Annotated in this window: 22 protein-coding genes and 1 pseudogene; 16 read left to right on the top strand and 7 right to left on the bottom strand. The window is 62.7% G+C overall.

Features of this window, described 5'->3' with window-relative positions; all coding sequences use genetic code 11:
* Positions 1 to 577 precede the first annotated feature (577 nt).
* From F7R11_RS10780 to F7R11_RS10765, 5 genes and pseudogenes are all read left to right on the top strand, one after another.
* Positions 578 to 1,258, top strand: a complete 681-nt coding sequence (locus F7R11_RS10780; RefSeq protein WP_031329236.1) for a response regulator transcription factor — start codon at positions 578 to 580, stop codon at positions 1,256 to 1,258.
* The gene (locus tag F7R11_RS10775) at positions 1,255 to 1,785 is read left to right on the top strand and encodes a DUF4019 domain-containing protein (RefSeq protein ID WP_064803440.1); all 531 of its coding nucleotides are present in this window, start codon (positions 1,255 to 1,257) and stop codon (positions 1,783 to 1,785) included. The genes F7R11_RS10780 and F7R11_RS10775 overlap by 4 nt, the downstream gene beginning before the upstream one ends.
* 364 nt (positions 1,786 to 2,149) lie before the next feature.
* Positions 2,150 to 2,857, top strand: a pseudogene (locus tag F7R11_RS27520) (ESPR-type extended signal peptide-containing protein); the annotation flags it as partial.
* A gap of 315 nt (positions 2,858 to 3,172) precedes the next feature.
* A complete protein-coding gene (locus F7R11_RS10770) occupies positions 3,173 to 7,672 on the top strand; it encodes a beta strand repeat-containing protein (protein WP_428842624.1) in 4,500 nt (1,499 codons plus the stop codon).
* 43 nt (positions 7,673 to 7,715) lie between these two features.
* Complete coding sequence (locus F7R11_RS10765) at positions 7,716 to 8,399, top strand: OmpA family protein (protein ID WP_064803436.1); 684 nt, start codon at positions 7,716 to 7,718, stop codon at positions 8,397 to 8,399.
* 106 nt (positions 8,400 to 8,505) lie between these two features.
* On the opposite strand, the gene F7R11_RS27015 is transcribed toward F7R11_RS10765, so the two are convergent.
* A complete protein-coding gene (locus F7R11_RS27015) occupies positions 8,506 to 8,673 on the bottom strand; it encodes a hypothetical protein (RefSeq protein ID WP_167317215.1) in 168 nt (55 codons plus the stop codon).
* A gap of 367 nt (positions 8,674 to 9,040) precedes the next feature.
* Here F7R11_RS27015 and bioA point away from each other — a divergent pair, with 367 nt between their 5' ends.
* From bioA to F7R11_RS10745, 4 genes are read left to right on the top strand one after another with little or no spacing between them, the layout of a single operon-like run.
* A complete protein-coding gene (gene bioA / locus F7R11_RS10760; protein WP_064803434.1) occupies positions 9,041 to 10,465 on the top strand; it encodes an adenosylmethionine--8-amino-7-oxononanoate transaminase in 1,425 nt (474 codons plus the stop codon).
* Positions 10,452 to 11,702 (top strand): 8-amino-7-oxononanoate synthase, encoded by a 1,251-nt coding sequence (gene bioF / locus F7R11_RS10755; protein ID WP_064803432.1) that lies wholly within the window; start codon positions 10,452 to 10,454, stop codon positions 11,700 to 11,702. Before bioA ends, bioF begins: the two co-directional genes overlap by 14 nt.
* 1 nt (position 11,703) lies before the next feature.
* Entirely contained in the window at positions 11,704 to 12,405 is a 702-nt protein-coding gene (gene bioD, locus F7R11_RS10750; protein ID WP_064803430.1) for a dethiobiotin synthase, read from the top strand.
* A gap of 56 nt (positions 12,406 to 12,461) precedes the next feature.
* Positions 12,462 to 12,980 (top strand): hypothetical protein, encoded by a 519-nt coding sequence (locus tag F7R11_RS10745; RefSeq protein ID WP_031329245.1) that lies wholly within the window; start codon positions 12,462 to 12,464, stop codon positions 12,978 to 12,980.
* A 1-nt stretch (position 12,981) separates the two neighbouring features.
* Here the strand turns inward: F7R11_RS10745 and F7R11_RS10740 are convergent, their stop codons facing one another.
* Positions 12,982 to 13,437: a DUF417 family protein gene (locus F7R11_RS10740; RefSeq protein ID WP_021194475.1), complete on the bottom strand. Its 456-nt coding sequence runs from the start codon at positions 13,435 to 13,437 to the stop codon at positions 12,982 to 12,984.
* A 332-nt stretch (positions 13,438 to 13,769) separates the two neighbouring features.
* Here F7R11_RS10740 and F7R11_RS10735 point away from each other — a divergent pair, with 332 nt between their 5' ends.
* Positions 13,770 to 14,294, top strand: a complete 525-nt coding sequence (locus F7R11_RS10735; RefSeq protein WP_064803428.1) for a hypothetical protein — start codon at positions 13,770 to 13,772, stop codon at positions 14,292 to 14,294.
* On the opposite strand, the gene F7R11_RS10730 is transcribed toward F7R11_RS10735, so the two are convergent.
* The 4 genes from F7R11_RS10730 to F7R11_RS10715 form a co-directional block, all read right to left on the bottom strand.
* The gene (locus F7R11_RS10730; RefSeq protein ID WP_064803426.1) at positions 14,263 to 15,135 is read right to left on the bottom strand and encodes a DUF817 domain-containing protein; all 873 of its coding nucleotides are present in this window, start codon (positions 15,133 to 15,135) and stop codon (positions 14,263 to 14,265) included. The two genes, F7R11_RS10735 and F7R11_RS10730, sit on opposite strands and share 32 nt — an antisense overlap.
* Positions 15,136 to 15,345 (bottom strand): DUF1653 domain-containing protein, encoded by a 210-nt coding sequence (locus F7R11_RS10725; protein WP_021194478.1) that lies wholly within the window; start codon positions 15,343 to 15,345, stop codon positions 15,136 to 15,138. It abuts the gene before it with no gap.
* 14 nt (positions 15,346 to 15,359) lie between these two features.
* The gene (locus tag F7R11_RS10720; protein WP_021194479.1) at positions 15,360 to 15,707 is read right to left on the bottom strand and encodes a hypothetical protein; all 348 of its coding nucleotides are present in this window, start codon (positions 15,705 to 15,707) and stop codon (positions 15,360 to 15,362) included.
* Positions 15,708 to 15,794: 87 nt separating this feature from the next.
* Positions 15,795 to 17,045: a multidrug effflux MFS transporter gene (locus F7R11_RS10715; protein WP_064803424.1), complete on the bottom strand. Its 1,251-nt coding sequence runs from the start codon at positions 17,043 to 17,045 to the stop codon at positions 15,795 to 15,797.
* Positions 17,046 to 17,156: 111 nt separating this feature from the next.
* Here F7R11_RS10715 and F7R11_RS10710 point away from each other — a divergent pair, with 111 nt between their 5' ends.
* Together F7R11_RS10710 and F7R11_RS10705 are read left to right on the top strand one after the other, a co-directional pair.
* The gene (locus tag F7R11_RS10710) at positions 17,157 to 18,041 is read left to right on the top strand and encodes a LysR substrate-binding domain-containing protein (RefSeq protein ID WP_021194481.1); all 885 of its coding nucleotides are present in this window, start codon (positions 17,157 to 17,159) and stop codon (positions 18,039 to 18,041) included.
* A 76-nt stretch (positions 18,042 to 18,117) separates the two neighbouring features.
* Entirely contained in the window at positions 18,118 to 18,456 is a 339-nt protein-coding gene (locus tag F7R11_RS10705; protein ID WP_064803422.1) for a zinc ribbon domain-containing protein YjdM, read from the top strand.
* 38 nt (positions 18,457 to 18,494) lie between these two features.
* Here the strand turns inward: F7R11_RS10705 and F7R11_RS10700 are convergent, their stop codons facing one another.
* Positions 18,495 to 18,890, bottom strand: a complete 396-nt coding sequence (locus F7R11_RS10700; protein ID WP_064803419.1) for a helix-turn-helix domain-containing protein — start codon at positions 18,888 to 18,890, stop codon at positions 18,495 to 18,497.
* 117 nt (positions 18,891 to 19,007) lie between these two features.
* Here F7R11_RS10700 and F7R11_RS10695 point away from each other — a divergent pair, with 117 nt between their 5' ends.
* The 4 genes from F7R11_RS10695 to F7R11_RS10680 are packed head-to-tail and all read left to right on the top strand — an operon-like array spanning position 19,008 to position 21,353.
* Complete coding sequence (locus F7R11_RS10695; RefSeq protein ID WP_064803417.1) at positions 19,008 to 19,367, top strand: hypothetical protein; 360 nt, start codon at positions 19,008 to 19,010, stop codon at positions 19,365 to 19,367.
* Positions 19,364 to 19,774 (top strand): hypothetical protein, encoded by a 411-nt coding sequence (locus F7R11_RS10690; RefSeq protein ID WP_064803415.1) that lies wholly within the window; start codon positions 19,364 to 19,366, stop codon positions 19,772 to 19,774. Before F7R11_RS10695 ends, F7R11_RS10690 begins: the two co-directional genes overlap by 4 nt.
* Positions 19,771 to 20,163 carry a hypothetical protein gene (locus tag F7R11_RS10685; protein WP_231973204.1) on the top strand — a complete coding sequence of 131 codons (393 nt, stop codon included), beginning with the start codon at positions 19,771 to 19,773 and terminating at the stop codon, positions 20,161 to 20,163. The genes F7R11_RS10690 and F7R11_RS10685 overlap by 4 nt, the downstream gene beginning before the upstream one ends.
* Positions 20,163 to 21,353, top strand: coding sequence for a phage/plasmid replication protein, II/X family (locus tag F7R11_RS10680; protein ID WP_064803413.1), 1,191 nt, complete (start codon positions 20,163 to 20,165; stop codon positions 21,351 to 21,353). The genes F7R11_RS10685 and F7R11_RS10680 overlap by 1 nt, the downstream gene beginning before the upstream one ends.
* The last annotated feature ends 3 nt before the right edge of the window (positions 21,354 to 21,356 follow it).

Genomic DNA, 21,356 nt, shown 5'->3' with positions numbered 1-21,356 from the left:
GGACATTCATGCGACGGGGAACCGAACTGCTAAAGGGGGGTGAGGCAGCAGTTCGATTCGTTCAGGTTAAGCATTGCAATTGTGAGGAAAGCAAGGCTTTGTCAAATGCTGTGGCCTATTCGCTGACGACCCGCAGTGTCCTGCTATGCCTTATCTCAATGTCGAATGCGTTACCACGGTCGTGATATCCAAGATCGGTTCACATTGTGATTGCTTTTTTATCTGCGACGATACCAATGGTTCAGTAGCGCCTCCGCATGCCATCCATCTGGGTTCTCATGAGGCCTGATCTCACAATGGCTTCATGGGAGTGATCGAATAGGCATTTGCGCAAACATCTTCCGATGAAAAGCTGACACCGCCACCGGTTTCAAACGGCCGCCTGACCATGGATGAAACAAGGGCGCCAGGATCTTGCAATTGTTTGGAATTTCACCGCGATAGGCATGCTATTTCTAGCCTTGTCACGTTGCTTCAACAAGGAATTTTCCTGAAAAAGAAAGCGGCTGACTGGTGCTGTACATAGTATCGATTATTAAAAATAAATAACGATATCTAAGTCAACGGGGAAGTAGCAATGCGGATCGCTGTATTGGAAGACGATCCTGGATTTCTTTCGCTGATGGAATCAGTGATTGACCGTCTAGGGCATGTTTGTGTTTCATTCTCAGACGGCATGCAGATATTCAAGAATCTGCAGCGCGAGTCTTATGATCTCTTGATTCTTGATTGGCATGTTCCAAGAATGTCAGGGATGGAAATACTGCTTTGGCTGAGGCAGAAAAAAGAAGATCGAACGCCTGTTGCCTTTGTAACAAGCGCGGCGTTCGAGTCTGAGATCGTGGCAGCCCTGCGTCAGGGTGCAGATGACTACATCATCAAGCCGATCAGTGCCGCCGTGCTGGAGGCTCGAATCGAAGCCATCTTGAGACGGCTGTATCAAGAAGAGGCAGCGAGCACGCTTGAACTGGGAGCGTTCAAGTTCGACAACGCACGTCGTGTTGCCTTTGTGGAAGGTCGGGAGATCAAGCTCACAAGCAAGGAGTACGAGCTTGCCTACAAGCTTTTCTCCCGCAAGGGAAAGCTCCTGACGCGAGACTATCTGGTGAGCGCAATCTGGGGCGAGTCCTATGCGGGGGAGTCCCGCACGCTGGACACACATATCTCGCAGATCCGGCTGAAGCTGGGACTGAACCCAGGAAACGGCGTGAAACTGATCTCGGTGTATGGGGCCGGGTATCGGCTGGAGAGCGCATGACGCTTGATGGGCGGGCTTTTCGGAGCGGTCTCCTTGCTCTTGGCATGCTGATATCGGCGACGGTGCAGGCACAGGTACTGGCGGCGCCAGGAACGTCTGCCGACGAAATCCTGCAGCTGGCAGATCGCATTGTTGGCCAGCTGGAGATGGGGCAATACGGCGCCGTCTGGGACGGGGCCGCACCCTTGGTTCGAGCGGTTGTCAGCAAAGAGGCGTTCGTCCAGCAGATGCAAGCCACCCACAGAGACGATGGCGGCATACTGGATCATGGTTGGGCATCCATCGTTCGTATCGAATATAAGAATGATCGCGATATTCCGGACGGCCTCTATGTCAATGTCGATTACGCCGCGCACCTGAAAATGGGGGGTATTACCTACAAGTTACTGAGCTTTCGAGCGGAGTCGGATGGGCAATGGCATTTTGTCGGCGACTCTGAGCGGACGGGTTCAAACGGAATCCCTACGCGACCAGTGATTTTCTCGTTATCGCCGCTTTCCTCTAGCGGCCGCAGTCCAGCGCATTGAGGCGATTTCCGCGGTCGGCATGTCTAGATAGCCGTCGGGCCTTTGTGCGCCTCAGCTCTCAACGCCGCTTCTTTCGAATCGACGAGTCCGCCTGTCGATTTCTTCACATTTTCTACATTTTTTCGTTGAGAAAACCGTAAAGTGAATCACTCTGCCGAGATTTGACATTGCATCACAGTTGCTTGTGAAAGCTTTGCATTGAAAGCGCTTCCCCTTATTACATTTGCTTCAAGAATGCGAATGCCACCCGCTCCGATGACATCGGAGGCACGTCACATACGGCAGCCGAGCATTCAACAAGAAAAGCAGAACGACGCATTTTTATCGCGCCGCTTCTGAGTAATGCGCTTTTTGGGGAAGTGAAGTGAACCTGATCTATAAGACAAAACACAGCGCCGTCAGAAACCTGACGGTTGTGGTGGCAGAGACATGTTGCGGCGGAGGCAAGACCGGCACGACACGGGGTAAGACCGTTGGTGCGCGTGTCTTGCAGGCAGGCGGGGGTTGGCACAGGAAGTCCGCCATCGCGTTGGTGCTGGCGACTCTGCTCGGCGGCACCGCCCATGCCCAGTACACGAATGGCACGTTCGGCACGGCGACGGGCACCGCGGTGGCCATCGGCAGCGGTACCGGCGCGAATGCCGCCAGTGCATCGGGGGCGGCTTCTGTTGCCATCGGCAGCGGCGCGGCAGCCACGGGCGGCTCGACGAGTGCTGGCGCCATCGCCATCGGCAGCGCAAAGGCCGGTACATCGGGCACGGCGTTTCAGAACGGTGCCATCGCCATCGGGCAGGGTGCGCAGGCGTTGAGCAGCAACCCCACTGGCGGCACATCGCCGATTGCCATCGGCGCGACCTCCAATGCGAACGGCACGGGTTCTCAAGTCGCCATCGGTGACCAGGCTGTGGCGACGGGCGTGGATGCGATCGGGATCGGCGGACATGCGAATGCCGCCGGCGTAAAAGCGACCGGCAACGAATCCACCGCAATCGGCCAGTCGTCCGCCGCCACGAATACGGGTTCCGTTGCGCTGGGCTATTCCGCCACTTCATCCGGTGTCGGCTCGGTGGCGTTGGGCGGCAACGGTACGGTTGGCTCCAGTGCCACGGGCAATGCGTCGTTTGCCGTGGGCGGTGGCGCTTCGGCCGCAACGGCGGGCGCAATTGCAGTGGGCTCCGCTGGCGCGGGTGGGGTGGCCGCAGGAGGCGCTGGCGCGCAGGCGAAGTCGGGTGTGGGTGTGATTGCGATCGGTGCCGGCGGCACGGGTGGTTCGGCCGCGGGCGCGACGGGAGGCGCAGGTGCCGCGGCAACCGGCTCGGGCGCCATTGCGCTCGGTGATGGTGGAGCAGGGGGTTCTGCAGCAGCAGGCTCGGGCGGTGCAGGCGCCGTGGCAAGCGGCACAAGCGCGATCGCTATTGGCTCGGGTACGGCTGGGTCCACAACCGCAGGCTTGGCCGGCGCGTCGGCCACGGGTAGCAGTGCCATTGCCATTGGTGCGGGCTCGTCGAGTGCGGGGGCAGGCGCATCGGCACTCGGTACATCGGCATCCGCTGTCGGGGGGAATAGTGTTGCCCTGGGCAACGGGGCGGTTGCCAACTTTACGAAGGATGTGGCACTGGGTTCGGGTTCCTCCACGGCTGCCGCTGTGAGTACCGCAAGCGTGACCGTGGCAGGCACGACCTATGCCGTGGCGGGCACCAGCCCGACCAGCACGGTGAGCGTGGGCACCGCAGGTGGGGAACGCACCCTCACCAATGTCGCAGCAGGCCGCGTCAGCGCCACCAGCACGGATGCCGTCAACGGCTCGGAACTCTACGCCACCAATCAGGCGATCGCCGCCGTCAACACGGTTGCCAACAAGGGTTGGAACGTGACGACGGCCCAGACGGGTACCGGCACGGCCAGCGGCACCTCTGTGACCAATGTGGCCCCGGGCGGCACGGCGACGTTCACGGCAGGCAACAACGTCGCCATCACGCAGAACGGCTCGAACATTACGCTGGCAACCAGCATGACGCCGACGTTCACCAGCGTAACGACTGGCAACTCGACGTTGAACAACGGCGGTCTGACGATCACTGGCGGGCCGAGTGTGACCAGCACAGGCATCAACGGTGGTGGCTTAGCCGTGACCAATATCGCGCCCGGCGTGAATGGCACCGATGCCGTGGACATGAACCAACTCAACGCGGTCAGCACGGTTGCGAACAAGGGTTGGAACGTGACGACGGCCCAGACGGGTACCGGCACGGCCAGCGGCACCTCTGTGACCAATGTGGCCCCGGGCGGCACGGCGACGTTCACGGCAGGCAACAACGTCGCCATCACGCAAAACGGCTCGAACATTACGCTGGCAACCAGCATGACGCCGACGTTCACCAGCGTAACGACTGGCAACTCGACGTTGAACAACGGCGGTCTGACGATCACTGGTGGGCCGAGTGTGACCAGCACAGGTATCAACGGTGGCGGCTTAACCGTGACCAACATCGCGCCCGGCGTGAATGGCACGGATGCCGTGGACATGAACCAACTCAACGCGGTCAGCACGGTTGCGAACAAGGGTTGGAACGTGACGACGGCCCAGACGGGTACCGGCACAGCCAGCGGCACCTCTGTGACCAATGTCGCACCGGGCGGCACGACAACGTTCACCGCAGGCAACAACGTCGCCATCACGCAAAACGGCGCAAACATCACGCTGGCAACCAGCATGACGCCAACGTTCACCAGCGTGACGACCGGCAACAGTGTGCTCAACACCAATGGCCTGACCATCATCGGCGGCCCGAGTGTCACGAGCGCCGGCATCAACGGCGGCGGCCACGCCATCACCAACATTGCGCCTGGTGTGAATGGCACTGACGCGGTCGACGTGAACCAGCTCAACTCCGCCGTGCAGGGTGCGGGTGCAGGGTGGAGCGTCAGCGCGCAGGGCGCAAATGCGACTACGGTGTCGTCGGCAAGCCCGACAGGCAGCACCGTTGATCTGAACAACACCGACGGCAACATCGTCGTGAGCAAGTCGAAGACGAGCAACAACGTCAGCTTCAATCTGGCGAACAACGTCAATGTGGCAAGCAGCGTGACGGTGGGGCCGTCGGCCAGCGGCACAACCATCACGTCGACGGGCGTGACGACCAACGGCGGCACGGGCCCGAGCCTGACCACCACAGGCATCAACGCTGCCAACACCGTCATCACCAACGTGGCACCGGGCACAGCCCCGACCGATGCGGTGAACGTGAGCCAGCTGACGCCAGCCGTCAATGCACTAGGCGGTGGCGCAACCATCAATGCCAACGGTACGGTCACTGGCCCCACATACAACGTGTACGGCACGACACAGACGACCGTCGGTGGCGCTGTCAATGCGTTGCAAGCCGGCTCGCCTGTGCAGTACACAGCCGCACCGGGCAGCACGACGCCGAATGCGCCGGGCACCGCGCCGACCAACAGCGTGACGCTGGTGGGCGCAGGCGGCGCGGGTGCCAATACCGCACCGGTTTCGCTGACCAACCTGGCAGCCGGCACCATCAGCAGCACCAGCACGGATGCCATCAACGGCAGTCAGCTCAACCAGATGGGCAATACGGTGGCCAATGCGCTGGGTGGTACGTCCACGTACAACGCGACCACAAACACCATCAACACCGGCCTGACCGTGGGCGGCAACACCTACAACAACGTGCAAGGCGCGTTGACGGCGGCAGCCTCGGGTTGGAACGTGAGCGCTCAGGGCGCTAACGCTACCAACGTAGGCCCGAACAGCACCACCGGGAGCAACGTTGACCTGAACAACACGGACGGCAATATCGTCGTGAGCAAGTCGTCGACGAGCAACAACGTCAGCTTCAATCTGGCGAACAACGTCAATGTGGCAAGCAGCGTGACGGTGGGGCCGTCGGCCAGCGGTACAACCATCACGTCGAGTGGCGTAACAACCAATGGCGGCACGGGCCCGAGCCTGACCACCACAGGCATCAATGCCGCCAACACCGTCATCACCAACGTGGCCGCAGGTACTGCGCCAACCGATGCGGTGAATGTCAGCCAGCTCAACGCCGTAAATGCGACGGCCGGTGCCGGCTGGAATGTCAGTGCACAAGGCGCGAACGCCACCAACGTGGGCCCGAACAGCGCAACCGGCAGCACCGTTGACCTCAAAAACACGGACGGCAATATCGTCGTGAGCAAGTCGTCGACAAGCAACAACGTCACCTTCAACCTAGCCAACAACGTCAACGTGGCCGGCAGCGTGACGGTGGGGCCGGCTGCCAGCGGCACGAGCATCACCTCCACAGGTGTGACCACCAATGGTGGTAGCGGCCCGAGCCTGACCATCACCGGTATCAATGCAGCCAACACCGTCATCACCAACGTGGCGAAGGGACAGGTTTCCGCGACCAGCACGGATGCCGTCAACGGCTCGCAGCTCTATGCGACCAACCAGACGATCAACAATCTTGTCAGTTCCGTGGCAAATGGCGGTGTGGGGCCGGTGCAATACAGCAATCCGTCTTCGCCAACGACGCCCAATGGTGGTAAGCCATCGCAAGACCTGACGCTGGTGGGCGTAGCAAGCGGGCCGGTGACATTGCATAACGTGGCCCCCGGCGTCGCGCAGACCGATGCCGTGAACGTTGGCCAACTCGGTAGTGCTGTGGCTGGCCTGGGCGGCGGGGCATCCATCAACCCGTCGACCGGCGCGGTCACAGGGCCGACCTACACCGTCAGCGACGCCAACGGTACAACGTCCACCGTCAATAACGTGGGTGCGGCGCTGGACGCCATCAACAGCACGGGCATCAAGTACTTCCACGCCAACAGCACGGCTCCGGACAGCCAGGCATTGGGCATGGACAGTGTGGCGATCGGTCCGAAGGCCATCTCCAACTATGCCGGCGACATCGCACTGGGCGCTGGCAGCGTGACTGCAGCAACGGTTGCCACGCCGTCTGCCACGATCAACGGAACGCTCTACACGTTTGCCGGTGGCGCCCCGACCAGCACGGTCAGTGTGGGCACGCCGGGTGCCGAGCGCACCATCACCAATGTGGCAGCAGGGCGGATCAACGCAAGCAGCACGGATGCGATCAACGGCTCGCAACTGAACGCCGCCGATCAGGCCATTGCCGCGCTGAGCAGCAAGGTCAACAGCCTGGGCTCGACGGTGGCAAACAACCTTGGGGGCGGTTCGAGCTACAACACGTCGACCGGCGCGGTGACATCGCCAACGTACGGCAACGCAGGGAACGGCAACGGCGGGTTGGGTAACAACGTCGGTGGAGGGACTGGGCCAGCGGCCAATGTGTCGTCGGGCCTGCAGGCTGCGGCCAACACCTGGATCACGGGCAACCCGACCACCTATACGCCGCCGCTGGCCACGGGCGCAAATAGCACGGCTGCTGGCAGCGGTGCCGTCAGCACGGGCAATAACTCTGTCGCGCTGGGCAGCAACTCCAGCGATAGCGGGCGCGCAAACGTGGTGAGCGTGGGGGCAGCCGGCGCCGAGCGGCAGATCACCAATGTGGCTGCCGGCACACAGAGCACGGATGCCGTCAACCTGAGCCAGCTCAACTCCGCGATCGGCCAGTCGAACGCCAACGTGACGCAGCAGCTCAACGGCTTGCAGCAGAACGTCAACAACGTGGCACGCAACGCCTATGCCGGGGTTGCGGCGGCAACCGCGCTGACGATGATCCCTGACGTTGACAAGGACAAAACGCTCTCGCTCGGCATCGGCTCGGGCTTCTATCACGGCTATCAGGCCGTGGCCGTGGGTGGCACTGCACGTGTGACCGAGAACATCAAGGTTCGGGCCGGGGTCAGCACGAGCCCCGGCAACGGCACGACATTCGGCATGGGCGCATCCATGCAGTGGTAAGCCGCATCGCCCAATCCACAGAGCTCCTCAGTACACATTCATCATGAAGACATCCGCAATTTGGGTATTGACCCTTGCCGTGCCGTTGGCCGCGTGCTCAAGCGCGTCGGGGCCAACCTTCAACGCTTATCAGGTCAACCCGCAAGACGGCGTGCCGACGTACCGCGTCGAATGCCATGGTCTGCTCCAGGGGCAGAGCGTCTGCACCGACAAGGCCAAAGAGATGTGCGGCGACCAGCCTGTGCGCCCACTGGAACCGGTGACACCGTTCGGCCGCAGCACCGACGTGCGCACATTGACCTTCCAGTGCGGGCCAGCTCCCGCCAAACCTGTCACGGCGACGGAGCCCGCGCCGGTGCCAGTCGCCATGCCGGTTGTGGTCAAACGCCTGGATCTGGGCGGGGATGCCAATTTCGATACCGACCAAGCTACGCTCACGCCCGTGGCCAAGCGCAAGCTGGACCAGCTTGTTGCTGATAGCCGTGGCATCACCTTCAAGCACGGCGAGATCAGCGGCTTCACCGATTCGCGTGCCTCCGCTGCGCACAACCTTGCACTCTCCCAGCGCCGTGCCGACAGCGTGGCGGCCTACCTGCGCGAACATGGCCTGCAATGCGACGATTTGATCGTGCGTGGTTTCGGCAAGGACAACCCGGTTGCCTCCAACGCCACGGCAGCAGGGCGCGCGATGAACCGCCGGGTCGAGATTCGTCTGATCCAGCCTTGACCGATCGCGTGAGCCAGCACGCTGCTGCAAAAAACAAAAACGGCGCCAATGCGCCATTTTTTTGCGATGTGCCTTTGCGGCTGGGCTGAAAGTTCAGCCGCGGGGCTTAGCCGAGGTACGAACCCGACTTGCCAACCACTTCAGCGTACGCCAGGTTGTCATCCCAACCCTTGCGGAAATAGTTGATGACTGCGCGCAGCAGCGACGGGCGGCGAGCGGCTTGAGCTTGGGCTTGGCCGGCGAACTTCGGGGTGTAATAGGCTTGCTGGATCATGATGTTTTCTCTCGTTCTCTAGGGTTTTCCCGAGTATAGGGTTATCCCTAGAGCTGAGCAATGATGCGCGCGATACTTTCAGTACATTCTGAATATCACCCGCGCCTGATGTGCGGGCTGCCCCGTAGGTGACGAAAAAAGCGCTCGCTCGCATTTTTCCGAAAAATTTTTTGCGCAAAGATCGCCACAAGACCGCCGACGTTTTGCCGAAAAACATGGCTTCATCGTGCTTTGTCGGTAATTTTTGCAGCAAAAAGCGTTGATCTGTCCGCTTGTTGATTGACCAGCAAGCCGCCTACCATACGCCGCCATGTGCCGGTTCCGTTCTGCAACACCTCGGGGCCGGCGTCGCTACTTGGAGGTTCGTATGGCGTATCCCCCCATCCCCGTGTCGGCCGCGTCGGTTCATGGCGCGCAAGGTGCCCGCTCGGCCAACACGGCGTGGCAAGCGCGCAGCCGTGCGGCCGTCTGGCACCCGTGCACGCAAAACGCACGGCTCGATGCCATGCCGCCGCTGCCCATCGCACGTGGCCAGGGGTCATGGCTGATCGACTTTGACGGCAAGCGCTATCTGGACGGCACCAGCTCGTGGTGGGTCAACCTGTTCGGTCACGCCAATCCGCATATCAATGCGGCGCTCAAGACACAGCTCGATTCGCTGGAGCACGTGATGCTGGCCGGCGCCACGCACCGCCCGGCAGTGGAGTTGGCGGAGCGCTTGATTGACCTGACGGGCGGAGCGCTCGGCCACAGCTTCTTCGGCTCGGATGGCGCATCCGCGGTGGAAATCGCACTCAAGATGAGTTTCCATGCTCATCGGAACGCGGGGCAGGGCGCGCGCAACCGCTTCATCTGCCTGGAACACGGCTACCACGGTGAAACGCTTGGCGCACTGGGCGTGACGGATGTGGCGATTTTCCGCGATGCGTATGACCCGCTGATCCTGCAATCGCACCGTGTGCCGTCACCTGACGCACGTTTGGTCGGTCCGGGCGAAACCGCCGCCGACGTGGCGGAGCGCGCGCTGGCCGCGTTGCGCGATTGCCTGAGCGCCAACGCTGGCACGATCGCCGCCGTCATCATTGAGCCGCTGGTGCAGTGCGCCGCCGGCATGGCCATGCACGACGTGAGCTACCTGCGCGGCGTGCGTGCGCTGTGCGACGCGTTTGGCGTGCACTGGATTGCGGACGAGATTGCCGTCGGCTGCGGCCGCACCGGCACCTTCTTCGCGTGCGAGCAGGCTGGCGTGTGGCCCGATCTGCTGTGCCTGTCCAAGGGCATCAGTGGGGGGTATCTGCCGCTGTCGATCGTGCTGTCGCGCGATGCCATCTACAACGCGTTCAACGACGATGCGCCGGTGCGCAGCTTCCTGCATTCGCACTCGTACACGGGCAATCCGCTGGCCTGCCGTGCAGCACTTGCCACGCTGGATCTTTTTGCGGAGGAGGACGTATTCGCCCGCAACCGCGTAACCGCCGCGCGCATCGCACAGGGGCTGGCGCCGCTGTCGCACGACGCACGATTCGCGCATCTGCGGCAGACCGGGATGATCACCGCGTTTGACGTGCACCCCGACGTGGCCGGCGCGCGCTTTGCCGAACGCTTTGCGCTGACTGCACGCACGCACGGCCTGCTGCTGCGCCCGATTGGCAACACCGTCTATCTGTTGCCGCCCTACGTGTTGACTGACGCAGAAACCGACACCCTGGTCGAGCGCACGCTGCAAACCCTGGAAGACACGCTCGCCCATGCTGGCGATGCGTACGAAGGAGAAACCTATGCGATTGCTTGACGACCTGCAGGCAGGCCTGGACGCCATTGACGCCGCCCACTTGCGTCGCGTGCGCCGCACCGCGTATAGCCCGACCGACCGCAGCCAGCGCATCAGCGTGCCGGGTGGGGAACCGCGCGACATCCTCGGCTTCTGCGGCAATGACTACCTGGGCCTCGCAGCGCATCCCGCCCTGGGCGAAGCGGTGGTGGAGGGCATACGCCAGTACGGTTTCGGCAGCGGAGCATCGTCTCTGGTCAGTGGCCATTCGATTGCGCACGCACGCCTGGAGGCGCGCATGGCGGCGCTGCAGGCACCGCACATTCCCGAGGCGGATGCGCTGGAGTTCTGCACCGGCTATATGGCCAACCTGGCCGTGGTGAGTGCCTTGGCGCAGTCTGGCGGCATCCAGCCGGCCCAAGACTGCACGATCTTCTCCGACGCGCTAAACCACGCCTCGCTCATCGACGGCGCGCGGCTTTCGCGGGCGCAGGTCTTGGTCTATCCCCATGCCGATCTGGCTGCGCTGGAAGCGCAACTGGCCGCAAGCAAGAGCCGCAACAAGCTGATCGTGGCCGATGGCGTGTTCAGCATGGACGGCGACATCGCGCCGCTGCCTGAACTGCTCGCGCTGGCTGAGCGCTACGACGCCTGGCTCATCGTGGACGATGCGCATGGTCTGGGCGTGCTCGGCGAGAACGGCGCGGGTGTGTTGTCGCACTTCGGGCTGCATTCGGAGCGTCTCGTCTACGTCGGCACATTCGGCAAGGCAGCGGGAGGCGCGGGCGCGGCCATCGTGGCGCACCGCATGGTGATCGACTGGCTGGTCCAGCGCGCACGCACCTATATCTTCACGACGGCCACGCCACCGGCAATCGCTTGCGCCGTGGAAGCCGCGCTGGACGTGATTGCGAGCGAGGAAGGCGCCGAACGCCGTGCGCGCCTGAACCGCCATATCGCCGTATGGAGCGCGCATGCGCAGCGCTTGGCGGCCCGCTTCGGCTGGCAGTGGATGCCATCGCCCACGGCCATTCAACCCATCGTGATCGGAGAGAACGCGCCTGCACTGGAACTGGCTGCCGCACTGGAGCGCGAAGGTATCCGCATCGCCGCCATCCGCCCGCCGACGGTGCCGGTGGGCACGGCCCGACTGCGCATCACGCTGTCGGCCGCGCATACTGACGACGACATCGAACGGTTGGCACAGGCGCTGGAAGCGGCCGGCCAATCGCTGCACTCGCCTGCCAAGGCTGCTTGATATGCCACCGCGCTTCGACTGTTTCGTGACCGGCACCGATACCGAGATCGGCAAGACGCTGGTCAGTGCCGCATTGCTGACCAAGTTGGCCGATGCCGGCTACCGCAGCGCCGGCCTCAAGCCGATTGCGGCGGGAACTTTGCTTGGCAACTGCACCGGCGCGCCAACGCGCACGAATGAAGACATCGAGCAGCTACGCGCCGCCGCTTCGGTGGATCTGCCGCTGGCAACGATTTGCCCGTGGCTGCTGGATGCACCGATGTCGCCGCACTTGGCGGCTGCGCGCGAGGGCGTAACGATTGCGCTGCCGCCCATTCTCGATGCATTCGTGCAGGCCAAGTCGCTGACCGACGCGGTCGTGGTGGAGGGCGTAGGCGGCTTTCGCGTGCCGCTGTCCGACGATTTTGATACGGCAGAGATGGCCGTGGCACTGGGCCTGCCGGTGGTGCTGGTGGTCGGGCTGCGCCTGGGGTGCCTGAACCATGCAGCGCTGACCGCCGAGGCGATCGCCGCGCGCGGACTGCACCTGGCGGGCTGGGTTGGCAACGTGGTCGACCCGGCCATGGCTGGTCTGGACGATAACGTCACCACCCTGCGTCGCTGGATCGGGGCGCCGCATCTGGGCACCATTCCGCGTCTGCCGCAAGCAGATGCACGCCTTGCTGCTGCACACCTCGACATTGCACCGTTGCTTGCACGCTGAACCGCTGGCCAGCGCTACACTGTCCACCCTCGAAAGACAGGATGGAGGCGGTTGTCATGCGCGCAATGCGTTGGCTGGCGGCGATCATGATGGTGGCCACGCTGGCAGGGTGTGCCGCGTTGGAATCCCCAGTGACGAAGGGGCAGCGCCTGGTCGGCAGTGATCAATCTGCGGTGCAGGCACAGTTTGGCCCGCCGCGTGAGTCCTACCCGCTGGATGGCGGCACGCGCTGGCTGTATCCCACGCAGCCCTATGGCCAGTTCACCTACGCGGCGGACTTCGATGCCAGCGGCAAGCTGATCGACTTCAAGCAGGTGCTGCGCAGCCTTGAGTTTGCCCAGGCGAAGATCGGCACCTGGACCCAGGACGACGTGCTGCGGCACTTTGGCAAGCCGGTCGAAACGGCGTATTTCCCCCGCATGGACCGGCTCGTCTGGTCATACCGTTTCAAGTCGGACGACGTCTGGCCATCGCTGATGCATTTCTACTTTGATCCGGCCGGCGTGCTGCAGCTCACGCAGATCACGCCCGACCCGCTATACGACCCGGATCGCCCGCGCCTTTTCCGTCGATAGGCTAAGCCAGCGCGCCGGATTGGCGCGGATGCACCAAGCCGGATTGCCACGCAGCGCCGGCTGCCCAGAGCGCGCCACCCAGCAAGACGGCGTCCTTGATGATGAACCCATCAAGACCAATGCCCGGCGTGGTAATGAGAAACGACAGCGTGCTCAACAGCGCGCCAGCGATCCCCAGGCTGCCGGCCAAGCGCACGCGCCAGTGGCCGCGCCACAGCATGGCCAGCGCCAGCGCAATTTCGGCCACGCCGATCAGGTTGGACACCCCTTGCTTGCTGAGCACGCTATAGAGCCAGGAAAACAGCGGGCTATTGCTGGTCAGCGGATAGATGGCCTCAGCCTCGACCGCCGTGAACTTGTAGGCACCGTACCCCAGAAAAATCAGTGCGACGGTATAGAAGACGATGGCTTGCCCAGCTTTCTGCAGGGCCGTCGGGGAGAACAGTTCTCGTTGCATGCAACACCTCCTGGTGGGGTTCCGTCCGATGAACGGTATTGGCAGGCGCATCCGAGAGAGCGGGCACAAGCGGCACGGCCACCCGCTCGGACGCGAGCTATGCAGGTTGGTCGCCCAGGCATGCGATACCTGACACGTCGGTACCAATTTCCACACTTTTGATCGCGCCTGCCTGCCGTGTGCGGCAACGTGATCGTGGTTTCCACCAAGTGGTGACGGCTTGCTTGCATTGCGGCAAGCACTAAGCTGGAAGGAGGGAAAGCGGGTGCCGCCGGGCACCTGCAGAAGTCACCCGTTACCAGAACGGGCGCGCATTGTTTTGGGGGTGCATCATGCTGACGCATCGCTGGGTCGACATTGACCCGATCGAAGCAGAACACCATCCGCTGTATGGCATTGCCGGCTGGCTGCCGTGGGTGCTGGCTATTGCCATCGCGGGGCCAACGTGGGTGTTCTGGCAGGGCTTGTCGGTCGATGCGCTGCAGTTGGCCGGCGCTGATCTCTTCGATGCCAACACGCCGGGCAGTGGGGCGGTCAACCTGACCACGCTGCTTTATCTGATCTCGTGCGTCACGGTGCTGGTGTTGGCCACTACGCACGATAGCGCGTTCCGGTTGGCCACGATCGTGCACATGGCGCTGCTGCCCCCGATGATCGGGCTGATGCTGATGGCGGGCGGCGTTGCCGGTGCGCGCACCACCGTGATCGACGGCGTGGTGGTGGCCGTGGCGATGTTGCTGACCTGCGGCGTTTACCTGCAGTTCTCACGCCGTGTGCGCGTGACGTTCGAACTGCGCGATCGGGCACCCGCTGAACAGGCTGATCTCAAGCACCCTCAACGGGCCGCGGCGGGTTGACCAGCGTCACCATGACGTAGCTCATGATGGTCAGCAGGAACCACGCGCCAAGCTTGGCGATCGACACCATTTCCCAGCCCTGCAACTGGTTCGGGTAGAGCCAGGTGCGTGTGAATGTGCCGATGTTTTCTGCCAGCCAGATGAACAGCGCCACCAGCGTGAAGCCGAGCAGGAACGGCATGCGCCGGTGCTCGCGATCAATGCGGAAATGAATCCAGCAGCGGCGGAACGCCACGGCAATCAGCGCCATCAGCACGTAGCGCACATCCCACCAGTAGTGGTGCAGGAAAAAGTTGGCGTAGATACCCAGCGAGAGCAGGGCAGTGACCACCAGCGGCGGATGGTGCGAGAACCGCAGATCAAACTCGCGCCACGCCCGCGCGATATAGCTGCCCACCGCGGCATACATGAAGCCGGTAAACAGCGGCACGCCACCAATGCGCAACACCGAAGCCTCCGGATAGATCCACGAGCCGACGGCTGTCTTGAACACCTCCATGCCCGTGCCAGCCACGTGGAACATCAGGATCACCTTGGCTTCATCCCACGTTTCCAGCTTCAGCCAAAGCAGGGTGATCTGAATGATGACCGCGGCAATCGTTAGCGCGTCGTACCGGGCAATTGGCGCATCGGCCGGATACCAGAGGTGTGTACCGATCAGCAGGGCGACCATCAACCCGCCAAACAGACAGGCCCACGCCTGCTTGATGCCGAAGACGACAAACTCGTGCAGCCCCGCCGCCAGTTGGCCATGGCGGGCAGCCCAGACACCGGTCAGGTCGCGCCAATATGTGAAGCGGGCCCGCAGGCCCGCTCGTACTGAAACGCTATCGCTCGTCATTCAGTCGATGCGCGCGAAACGCGGCACCTGACGGCCGTCGACTTCCACCATCTCGTGGAACATCGTCGACGGGCGCGTCCATATCGTGCCGTTGGCAGCGCGATAGACCGTCATCTTGATGGAGGGATCCGGCTCGTACGTGGCCTCGCACAGCCATTCGTATTCGCCGCCCTTGTAGTGGCGGTAGCGGTGCACCGGGGTGTCTTGCATGGCGGGCTCGGTGCTCAATGTTGTGTGGGCTTGTCTTCTTCGTCCACGTACGGCACGTGTTTGCCCTCCTGCGTCTGCGCGCCGAGCTTGGCGTCTTCCATGGCGTCCTGATAGGCCAGCATGGCGGCGGCCACGGCTTCGGGCTCGCCGTTGAACGAGATCACGCTCTCGCCGCAGTTCGGGCATTCGCCGCCAAAGATGGCGTGGATGCCGGGCATGTCGCGCGGCTCCATTCCTTCAAACTCGGTGAAGGCGGTCTGGCAGGCGCCGCAGACCAGCTTTTCAGGACGCAGCGCGTCCAGCCGGGATTTCGCTTGGGTAACGCGTTCGGCTTGCGTGCCGCGTCGTTTGGCTTCGCCCATGATGACCTCCCAGATCGGGTAAAAACGTTGAAGACGGGATGATACCGAAGGGCGATGCCAACAAGATGATTGCGCGGTGATGCTGGCTCAGCGTGCGGCGCAGGTTATCGCCGGCACCTCTTCGGATTGCCGTGCCAGGCGCAGCGAAAGCGGAAATGCGATGCATCCGAAAGCGGCTACGCAGGCAACAAATGCCGCCAGTGCGGAAACGGTGCCCGGCAATGCGGCAACCATGTAGATGGCTGCCGATCCGGCGGCCAGGTGCATCGCCCCCATCAGGCCCGAGGCGGCACCCGCCGTGGACGGAAAGCTCGTCACACCGCCCGCAAACGACAGCGGTATCAGCACGCCATTGGCCAGCGTGATGATGGAGATGGCAAAGATCACCGGCCAGGGCGTGCTCACGCCAACCAGCGCTACGCCGACCAGGCACACTGCGCCAAGCGCAAAGAATGCATAGCCAACGCCAAGCAGCCGATCGAGCGCATACCGGCCCGCAAAATGCCGCGACACTAGGTTGCTGAAGATGTACGTGACCGACAGGCTGATGTAGCACGTGCTGGCGGCCTTGGGCCCCAGCCCCATGTGTTCAAGAATCACGGGTGACGCCGCCAGATAGCCGAGGTAGGCCGCATAGGCGACGCACAGGTTGAGCGCGTACGTCCAGAAGCGCGGCTGACGCAGCAGCATCGGGTAATTGCGGAACGTCACGAACGCGCTGCGCTGCCGGCGCGCCTGGGGCATGGTCTCTGGGATATAGAGCAGCATCAGCACGACTGCCGCGACGCCCAGGGCGGCCGTCAGCAGGAAAGGCGCGCGCCACGAGACGTAGTCCGTCAAATAGCCGCCCACCAGCGGCGCCAGTGCGGGAGATGCCCCGACGATCGGCATGATGGTGGTGAAGATGCGCGCGGCCCGCTTGGCATCGAAGATGTCGCCGATGATGGCGCGGCCGATCACCATGCCGGCCCCGGCGCCGAGCGCCTGGAACACGCGCGCCAGGCCGAACAGCGCCACGCTGGGCGCCAGCGCACAGGCGATCGACGCCAGCGCATAGACCGCCATGCCGCCGATCACCAGGCGCCGGCGCCCGTAGGTGTCCGACAGCGCGCCATACAGCGCTTGCGCGACCGCCAGCCCAATCACGTACACACTGAAGGTTTGCTGCAAGGCTGTGATGGGGGCATCCAGCGCCTGGGCAGCGAGCGGCATGCCCGGCAGGTTGATGTCCGAGGCAACCAGGCCGGATGCGCTCAGCAAGACGAGCGTGGTCAGCAGAATGCCCTGGGGAATCGTCAGATGCGGCGTCAGGCTGGGCCGATGTGTGGTGGTATCCATGTCAAGTCCTTTCGCAATCGGTGCGAAGTCGCGATGCGTTGACTCTATGGCCGACCATATAATGCTGTCCAAGACTGAATTTGTCAGACTTGATGCATCGTAGGACTTACCATGGAACTGCAACAGCTCCGGTATTTCGTCGCCGTGGCGGAGACGGAAAACGTTGGGCGTGCTGCTGAGCGGCTGCACATCTCGCAATCGCCGCTCTCACGCCAGATCCGCCAGTTGGAAGACCACCTCGGGCTGCAACTGTTCGAGCGCGTCAAGCAGCGTGTGCGGCTGACCACCGCCGGCCGGGATTTCCTCCTGGAGGCTCGCAACCTGCTCGCCCAAGCCGAACGGGTGGAAGAGCAGGCGCGCCAGGCGGGCAGGGGAGAGGCCTGCACGCTCGGCATCGGCTACTGCGAAGGAGTGGTCCACAGTGGACGGCTGCCGGTTGCCCTGCGGCAGTTCCGGGCGGCGTATCCGCGTGTGAACCTGAAGCTGTCGACCATGCGCTCCGGCGAACAAGCCGAGGCGCTGGAGCGTTCAGCGATCGACGTCGGCTTCGTCTACAACCCGCCAAAACCCGATGGCACCCTGGCCAGCCGCCTGCTGACGCGCGAGCCGTTTGTGCTGGCGATGGCCGAAGACCATCCGCTGGCCGCTCGGCCCACGGTGACGCCGCAAGACCTGGACGGCCTGCCGTGGATCGCGTTTCCCAAGGCACTCAACCCGGCGGGGCGCGTGCGGCTGCTGGAGGCGTGCGAATCGAGCGGATTCCGTCCGGATATCCAGTTCGAGGCGCCGCAGATCTCGATCATTCTGGGGCTGGTCGGTGCGGGCCTGGGGGTGGCCGTCATGCAGGACAGCATCCAGCGCATGAACCCGCCCGGCGTGGTGTTCAAGCGGGTGGATTGGTTGCCGCTGGCGGTGGAAGTCCATTTGCTCTGGCGGGCACAGGCGCAGAGTGCGGCGCTTTGCAACTTCATGGGTGTGCTCGGCACCCTGGCGTGACGATCATCAACCGTTGGGCGGCATCACGGCTGCTATAGTGCGGCCCGTTTCGCCAATTTCACGCAACTCGATCGATATGTCCGCCATTCCAGCTTGTCCGCTATGCGCCTCTGAAAACACCTACCAGGATGGCGAACTCTTCATCTGCCCAGATTGCGCGCACGAGTGGAACCCGGCAGCGCAGGAAGTCGAAGTGGAAGCCGAGCTCGTGATCAAGGACAGCAACGGCAATGTCCTGAACGTTGGCGATGCAGCCACGCTGGTCAAAGACCTGAAGCTCAAGGGCGGGTCGGGCACGCTCAAGGCCGGCACCAAGATCAAGAACATCCGCTTTGTCTCGGGCGACCATCCGATCGATTGCAAGATCGATGGGGTGAGCTATCTGCTCAAGCCGGAGTTTTTGAAGAAGGCTTAGTCAAGAACGGGTTGGGATCGGCGATGCTGGTCCGTATTTTATTTAACATAATGCAAAGTGTTAGGGGCCGACGAATGGCTCAACGGCGCGGCTTCGGCGGGTGAGGGTGTCGCAAAATTTGTGACACTGGCCAGCAGCGCGACGAGGAGGGCGACCAGGCCGCTATGCGCCATCCTCGGTGAAAAAACTTCCCATAGCGACCGCTGACCAGCGCGCTCAGCTCGGTCCATATCCGCGGCCATGATGATCGGCATGGGGTCCTGCATGTCCAGGGCCTGTGCGAGCTTCAGGCACATTTCGTTATCCATGAATCGTTTTCCGTTACGCCATTGGCTAACGGTGTTCTGACCTACGCCCAGCAGGTCTGCTAGGGCCGTGTCGTTCTTGAGCTGGTGTGCCTGCTTGACGGCGTCCAGGTACTTCGTGCTTTTCATCTGTTGCCTCCATCTGCCTTGACAACATCTCACCCGAGATATTTAATCTCACCCGAGATGAATCTCGCCTGAGATTTCAAGCGAAATATAACCGGTTAACCGGGCAGGGGGTAAACGATGGAAAGCCAGCTGGTGGACGGTTTCGTCCGTAGTCGCATCCCTCTTTTCCTCTGCGCGACGGCGCTTTCGCTGCTCGCCGCTTCAATCAGCCCCGCGCGCGACGCGATCTGGCTACTCGCCTACATCGATTTCAGCGGCGTCACTGCCGTCATCACTTTCTTGTGGTGGGTGCGCATGGTGTCGTGTGTGTACGCCGTGCTGTTGCTGGTCATTGTCTCTTTGCCCGTGCGCGCGGTGCGTGCTGTTGTGTCAGACGCTTTCCAGCTCGTCGCGTACGTTTCTCCTCGTGTTGCTCGCCGTCTCGAGCTGGAGCGCTTTGCGAGTAAGTACCGCGCTGCACAGCGGGGTGCCCGATGAGCGACTACAACCTGCGCGAGCTGGAAGAGATCATCGCTGCTGGCGAGGACAAGCTCGAGGAATTTGCTGACCTGATCAATGAGGCCTTTGAAGAGGGCCTTGAGGCGAACGACGGGTTGCGCATCGGTGCCTGGACGGAAGAGGAGCGCGACGAGGTCATGGCGCGCTACAACCATTTGTGCGCTGTTGCCGAGGCGCTGCGCGAGCGAGTCGACTATCTGCGCGCCGAGCTGGATGAGGCCAATGCAGCGATGGCTGATGCGTATGAGGTCGATCTGCAGGAAGCGATTGAAGACTACCTGGACGAGGGCGGCGAACTGGACGAAGAGGGCCAGCCGACCGACAAGGATCTGCTCGCGGACGTTTTTCGCCGCATGCAGGACTCGCGTTTGGAGAACGGGCAATGAAGGGCGGCCAATCTCAGTCGAGTTCTGCCGCCCTGCGCGCCGGCGCCGCCCCGGAGGGCGCGGCCCGCCGCGCTGGGCGTGTCATTCCGGTTGCGTCAGCGGCTGCAGGTCAGACGATGCCAGTCTGGCTGCGTGAGTTGCTCGAGCAGAAAGCGGCCGCGCGCCGTGCGCGTGCGTCGGAGCAAGCCTATCGCAACGCATCGGGCGGCCGTGTGGCCGCTCGTCGTGGTTCTCTGTCCCTTGATGACGTGAATGCAGCACTTTCTGACGCTGCGGAAGCCGAGTTTTTGGCCTCGCGCAGCGAGGCTGCTTTTTGTCAGGCGGGCGTGGTAGCACCGCCTGACAGTCCCGATTTCGGGAATTCCTCGGATTCTGGCGAGGGGTTCTGATGGCCTACGACACCGTCCGGTTGCGCTCTCCGTACCTTGGCAACGCCGTGGTTGAGCGCATCAAACGGCAGTGCCTGTTGCGTTCTGGCTTGGACTGCGCCAGCGGCGAAATCCTCTATGAGCTGTTCACGGGCGAGCTGCTCGGCTCCTGGGATTCACGCATCTCGGTGATCCCGAAGAACGAGGAGTGGGTAGTCAATAAGAACGGCCGTCCCGAGCTGGTGCCGTGTGACCCGTACATCCTCATCGAAGCGTCGGTGCACAAGATCAAGCACGGCCACAACGTCTACGGTGGGCCCGCGAATTTCTTGCAGGCGTGCCGCGACTTCGTCGCTCTGGTCGAGGATCTGTTGCAGACCGATTTGCCGGTGGCCGACTGGTGGACCGTGCATCGCGTTGACGTGGCATCGGTCTATCGGCTCTCGAAGGCTGCGTGCAAGGAGTTCTTCGACGGCCTGCAGCTCATCAGCTTTCCGCGCCGGCAGAAGGGCGCAGCGAAGTACTCCATGGCGGTGTACTTCGCGGGCAAGACCACTACGGTCAAGTTCTATCACAAGGGCACCGAGTTCCAGGTGCATGACCGTGGCCGCCTGCGGGGCTTTTTCTCGCAGGTGTTCAAGCATCGTCACGGGCACGACGAGGAACGTAGCCGTGTGCTGGCCGAGCGCAAGGTTGCAGCGCTCCTGCGCCTGGCGGAGAACCGCCTGCGCGCCGAGGTGGAAGTGCATAGCGACAAGCTCCAGTACGACTTTGGGAAGCATCCGCGAGTGGATGAGGTGACGGACGCGTATCTGGAGGGCGTCTTTGACACCGAGATCGAGAAGCTCCTGCGCGAGGGGAAGCAAGCGATGACGACGGTGAGAGAGAGCAGGGCGGTGCTTCACCGCCTCAAGGGTGTGTATGGCGATTCGACTGGTACTCGGCTGTATGGCTTCTGGTCTTCGCTGTGCACGCTGGGTGACGAGGTAACGCGTGAGCATTTCGCTAGGACGGTGTTCTACCGGAACCGCAAGCAGCTTGAGGATGCCGGCGTGTCCTGGCGCGGCACCGATGTGGTGGTCGTCGCCAACGGCGGCGTACTTCCCCACGATTTCAGTCCGGTACGGACGGACCCACGGCTGTGCCATCTCCCGGCGCGCAACCGCGAGGAATTGCAAGTGAGCCGGGAAACGTTGCGGCTTGCCGCGTAAGGA

This window comes from Ralstonia insidiosa (assembly GCF_008801405.1).
In the GTDB taxonomy this organism is placed as follows: domain Bacteria; phylum Pseudomonadota; class Gammaproteobacteria; order Burkholderiales; family Burkholderiaceae; genus Ralstonia; species Ralstonia insidiosa.
The sequence above is the reverse complement of the archived record's forward strand: the minus strand, read 5'-3'. Positions and strand labels throughout refer to the sequence as shown.

Coding starts and splice junctions, on each gene's coding strand:
- F7R11_RS10780 (WP_031329236.1), top strand. CDS start 578: ATGCGGATCGCTGTATTGGAAGACGATCCTGGATTTCTTTCGCTGATG.
- F7R11_RS10775 (WP_064803440.1), top strand. CDS start 1,255: ATGACGCTTGATGGGCGGGCTTTTCGGAGCGGTCTCCTTGCTCTTGGC.
- F7R11_RS10765 (WP_064803436.1), top strand. CDS start 7,716: ATGAAGACATCCGCAATTTGGGTATTGACCCTTGCCGTGCCGTTGGCC.
- F7R11_RS27015 (WP_167317215.1), bottom strand. CDS start 8,673: ATGATCCAGCAAGCCTATTACACCCCGAAGTTCGCCGGCCAAGCCCAA.
- bioA (WP_064803434.1), top strand. CDS start 9,041: ATGGCGTATCCCCCCATCCCCGTGTCGGCCGCGTCGGTTCATGGCGCG.
- bioF (WP_064803432.1), top strand. CDS start 10,452: ATGCGATTGCTTGACGACCTGCAGGCAGGCCTGGACGCCATTGACGCC.
- bioD (WP_064803430.1), top strand. CDS start 11,704: ATGCCACCGCGCTTCGACTGTTTCGTGACCGGCACCGATACCGAGATC.
- F7R11_RS10745 (WP_031329245.1), top strand. CDS start 12,462: ATGCGCGCAATGCGTTGGCTGGCGGCGATCATGATGGTGGCCACGCTG.
- F7R11_RS10740 (WP_021194475.1), bottom strand. CDS start 13,437: ATGCAACGAGAACTGTTCTCCCCGACGGCCCTGCAGAAAGCTGGGCAA.
- F7R11_RS10735 (WP_064803428.1), top strand. CDS start 13,770: ATGCTGACGCATCGCTGGGTCGACATTGACCCGATCGAAGCAGAACAC.
- F7R11_RS10730 (WP_064803426.1), bottom strand. CDS start 15,135: ATGACGAGCGATAGCGTTTCAGTACGAGCGGGCCTGCGGGCCCGCTTC.
- F7R11_RS10725 (WP_021194478.1), bottom strand. CDS start 15,345: ATGCAAGACACCCCGGTGCACCGCTACCGCCACTACAAGGGCGGCGAA.
- F7R11_RS10720 (WP_021194479.1), bottom strand. CDS start 15,707: ATGGGCGAAGCCAAACGACGCGGCACGCAAGCCGAACGCGTTACCCAA.
- F7R11_RS10715 (WP_064803424.1), bottom strand. CDS start 17,045: ATGGATACCACCACACATCGGCCCAGCCTGACGCCGCATCTGACGATT.
- F7R11_RS10710 (WP_021194481.1), top strand. CDS start 17,157: ATGGAACTGCAACAGCTCCGGTATTTCGTCGCCGTGGCGGAGACGGAA.
- F7R11_RS10705 (WP_064803422.1), top strand. CDS start 18,118: ATGTCCGCCATTCCAGCTTGTCCGCTATGCGCCTCTGAAAACACCTAC.
- F7R11_RS10700 (WP_064803419.1), bottom strand. CDS start 18,890: ATGAAAAGCACGAAGTACCTGGACGCCGTCAAGCAGGCACACCAGCTC.
- F7R11_RS10695 (WP_064803417.1), top strand. CDS start 19,008: ATGGAAAGCCAGCTGGTGGACGGTTTCGTCCGTAGTCGCATCCCTCTT.
- F7R11_RS10690 (WP_064803415.1), top strand. CDS start 19,364: ATGAGCGACTACAACCTGCGCGAGCTGGAAGAGATCATCGCTGCTGGC.
- F7R11_RS10685 (WP_231973204.1), top strand. CDS start 19,771: ATGAAGGGCGGCCAATCTCAGTCGAGTTCTGCCGCCCTGCGCGCCGGC.
- F7R11_RS10680 (WP_064803413.1), top strand. CDS start 20,163: ATGGCCTACGACACCGTCCGGTTGCGCTCTCCGTACCTTGGCAACGCC.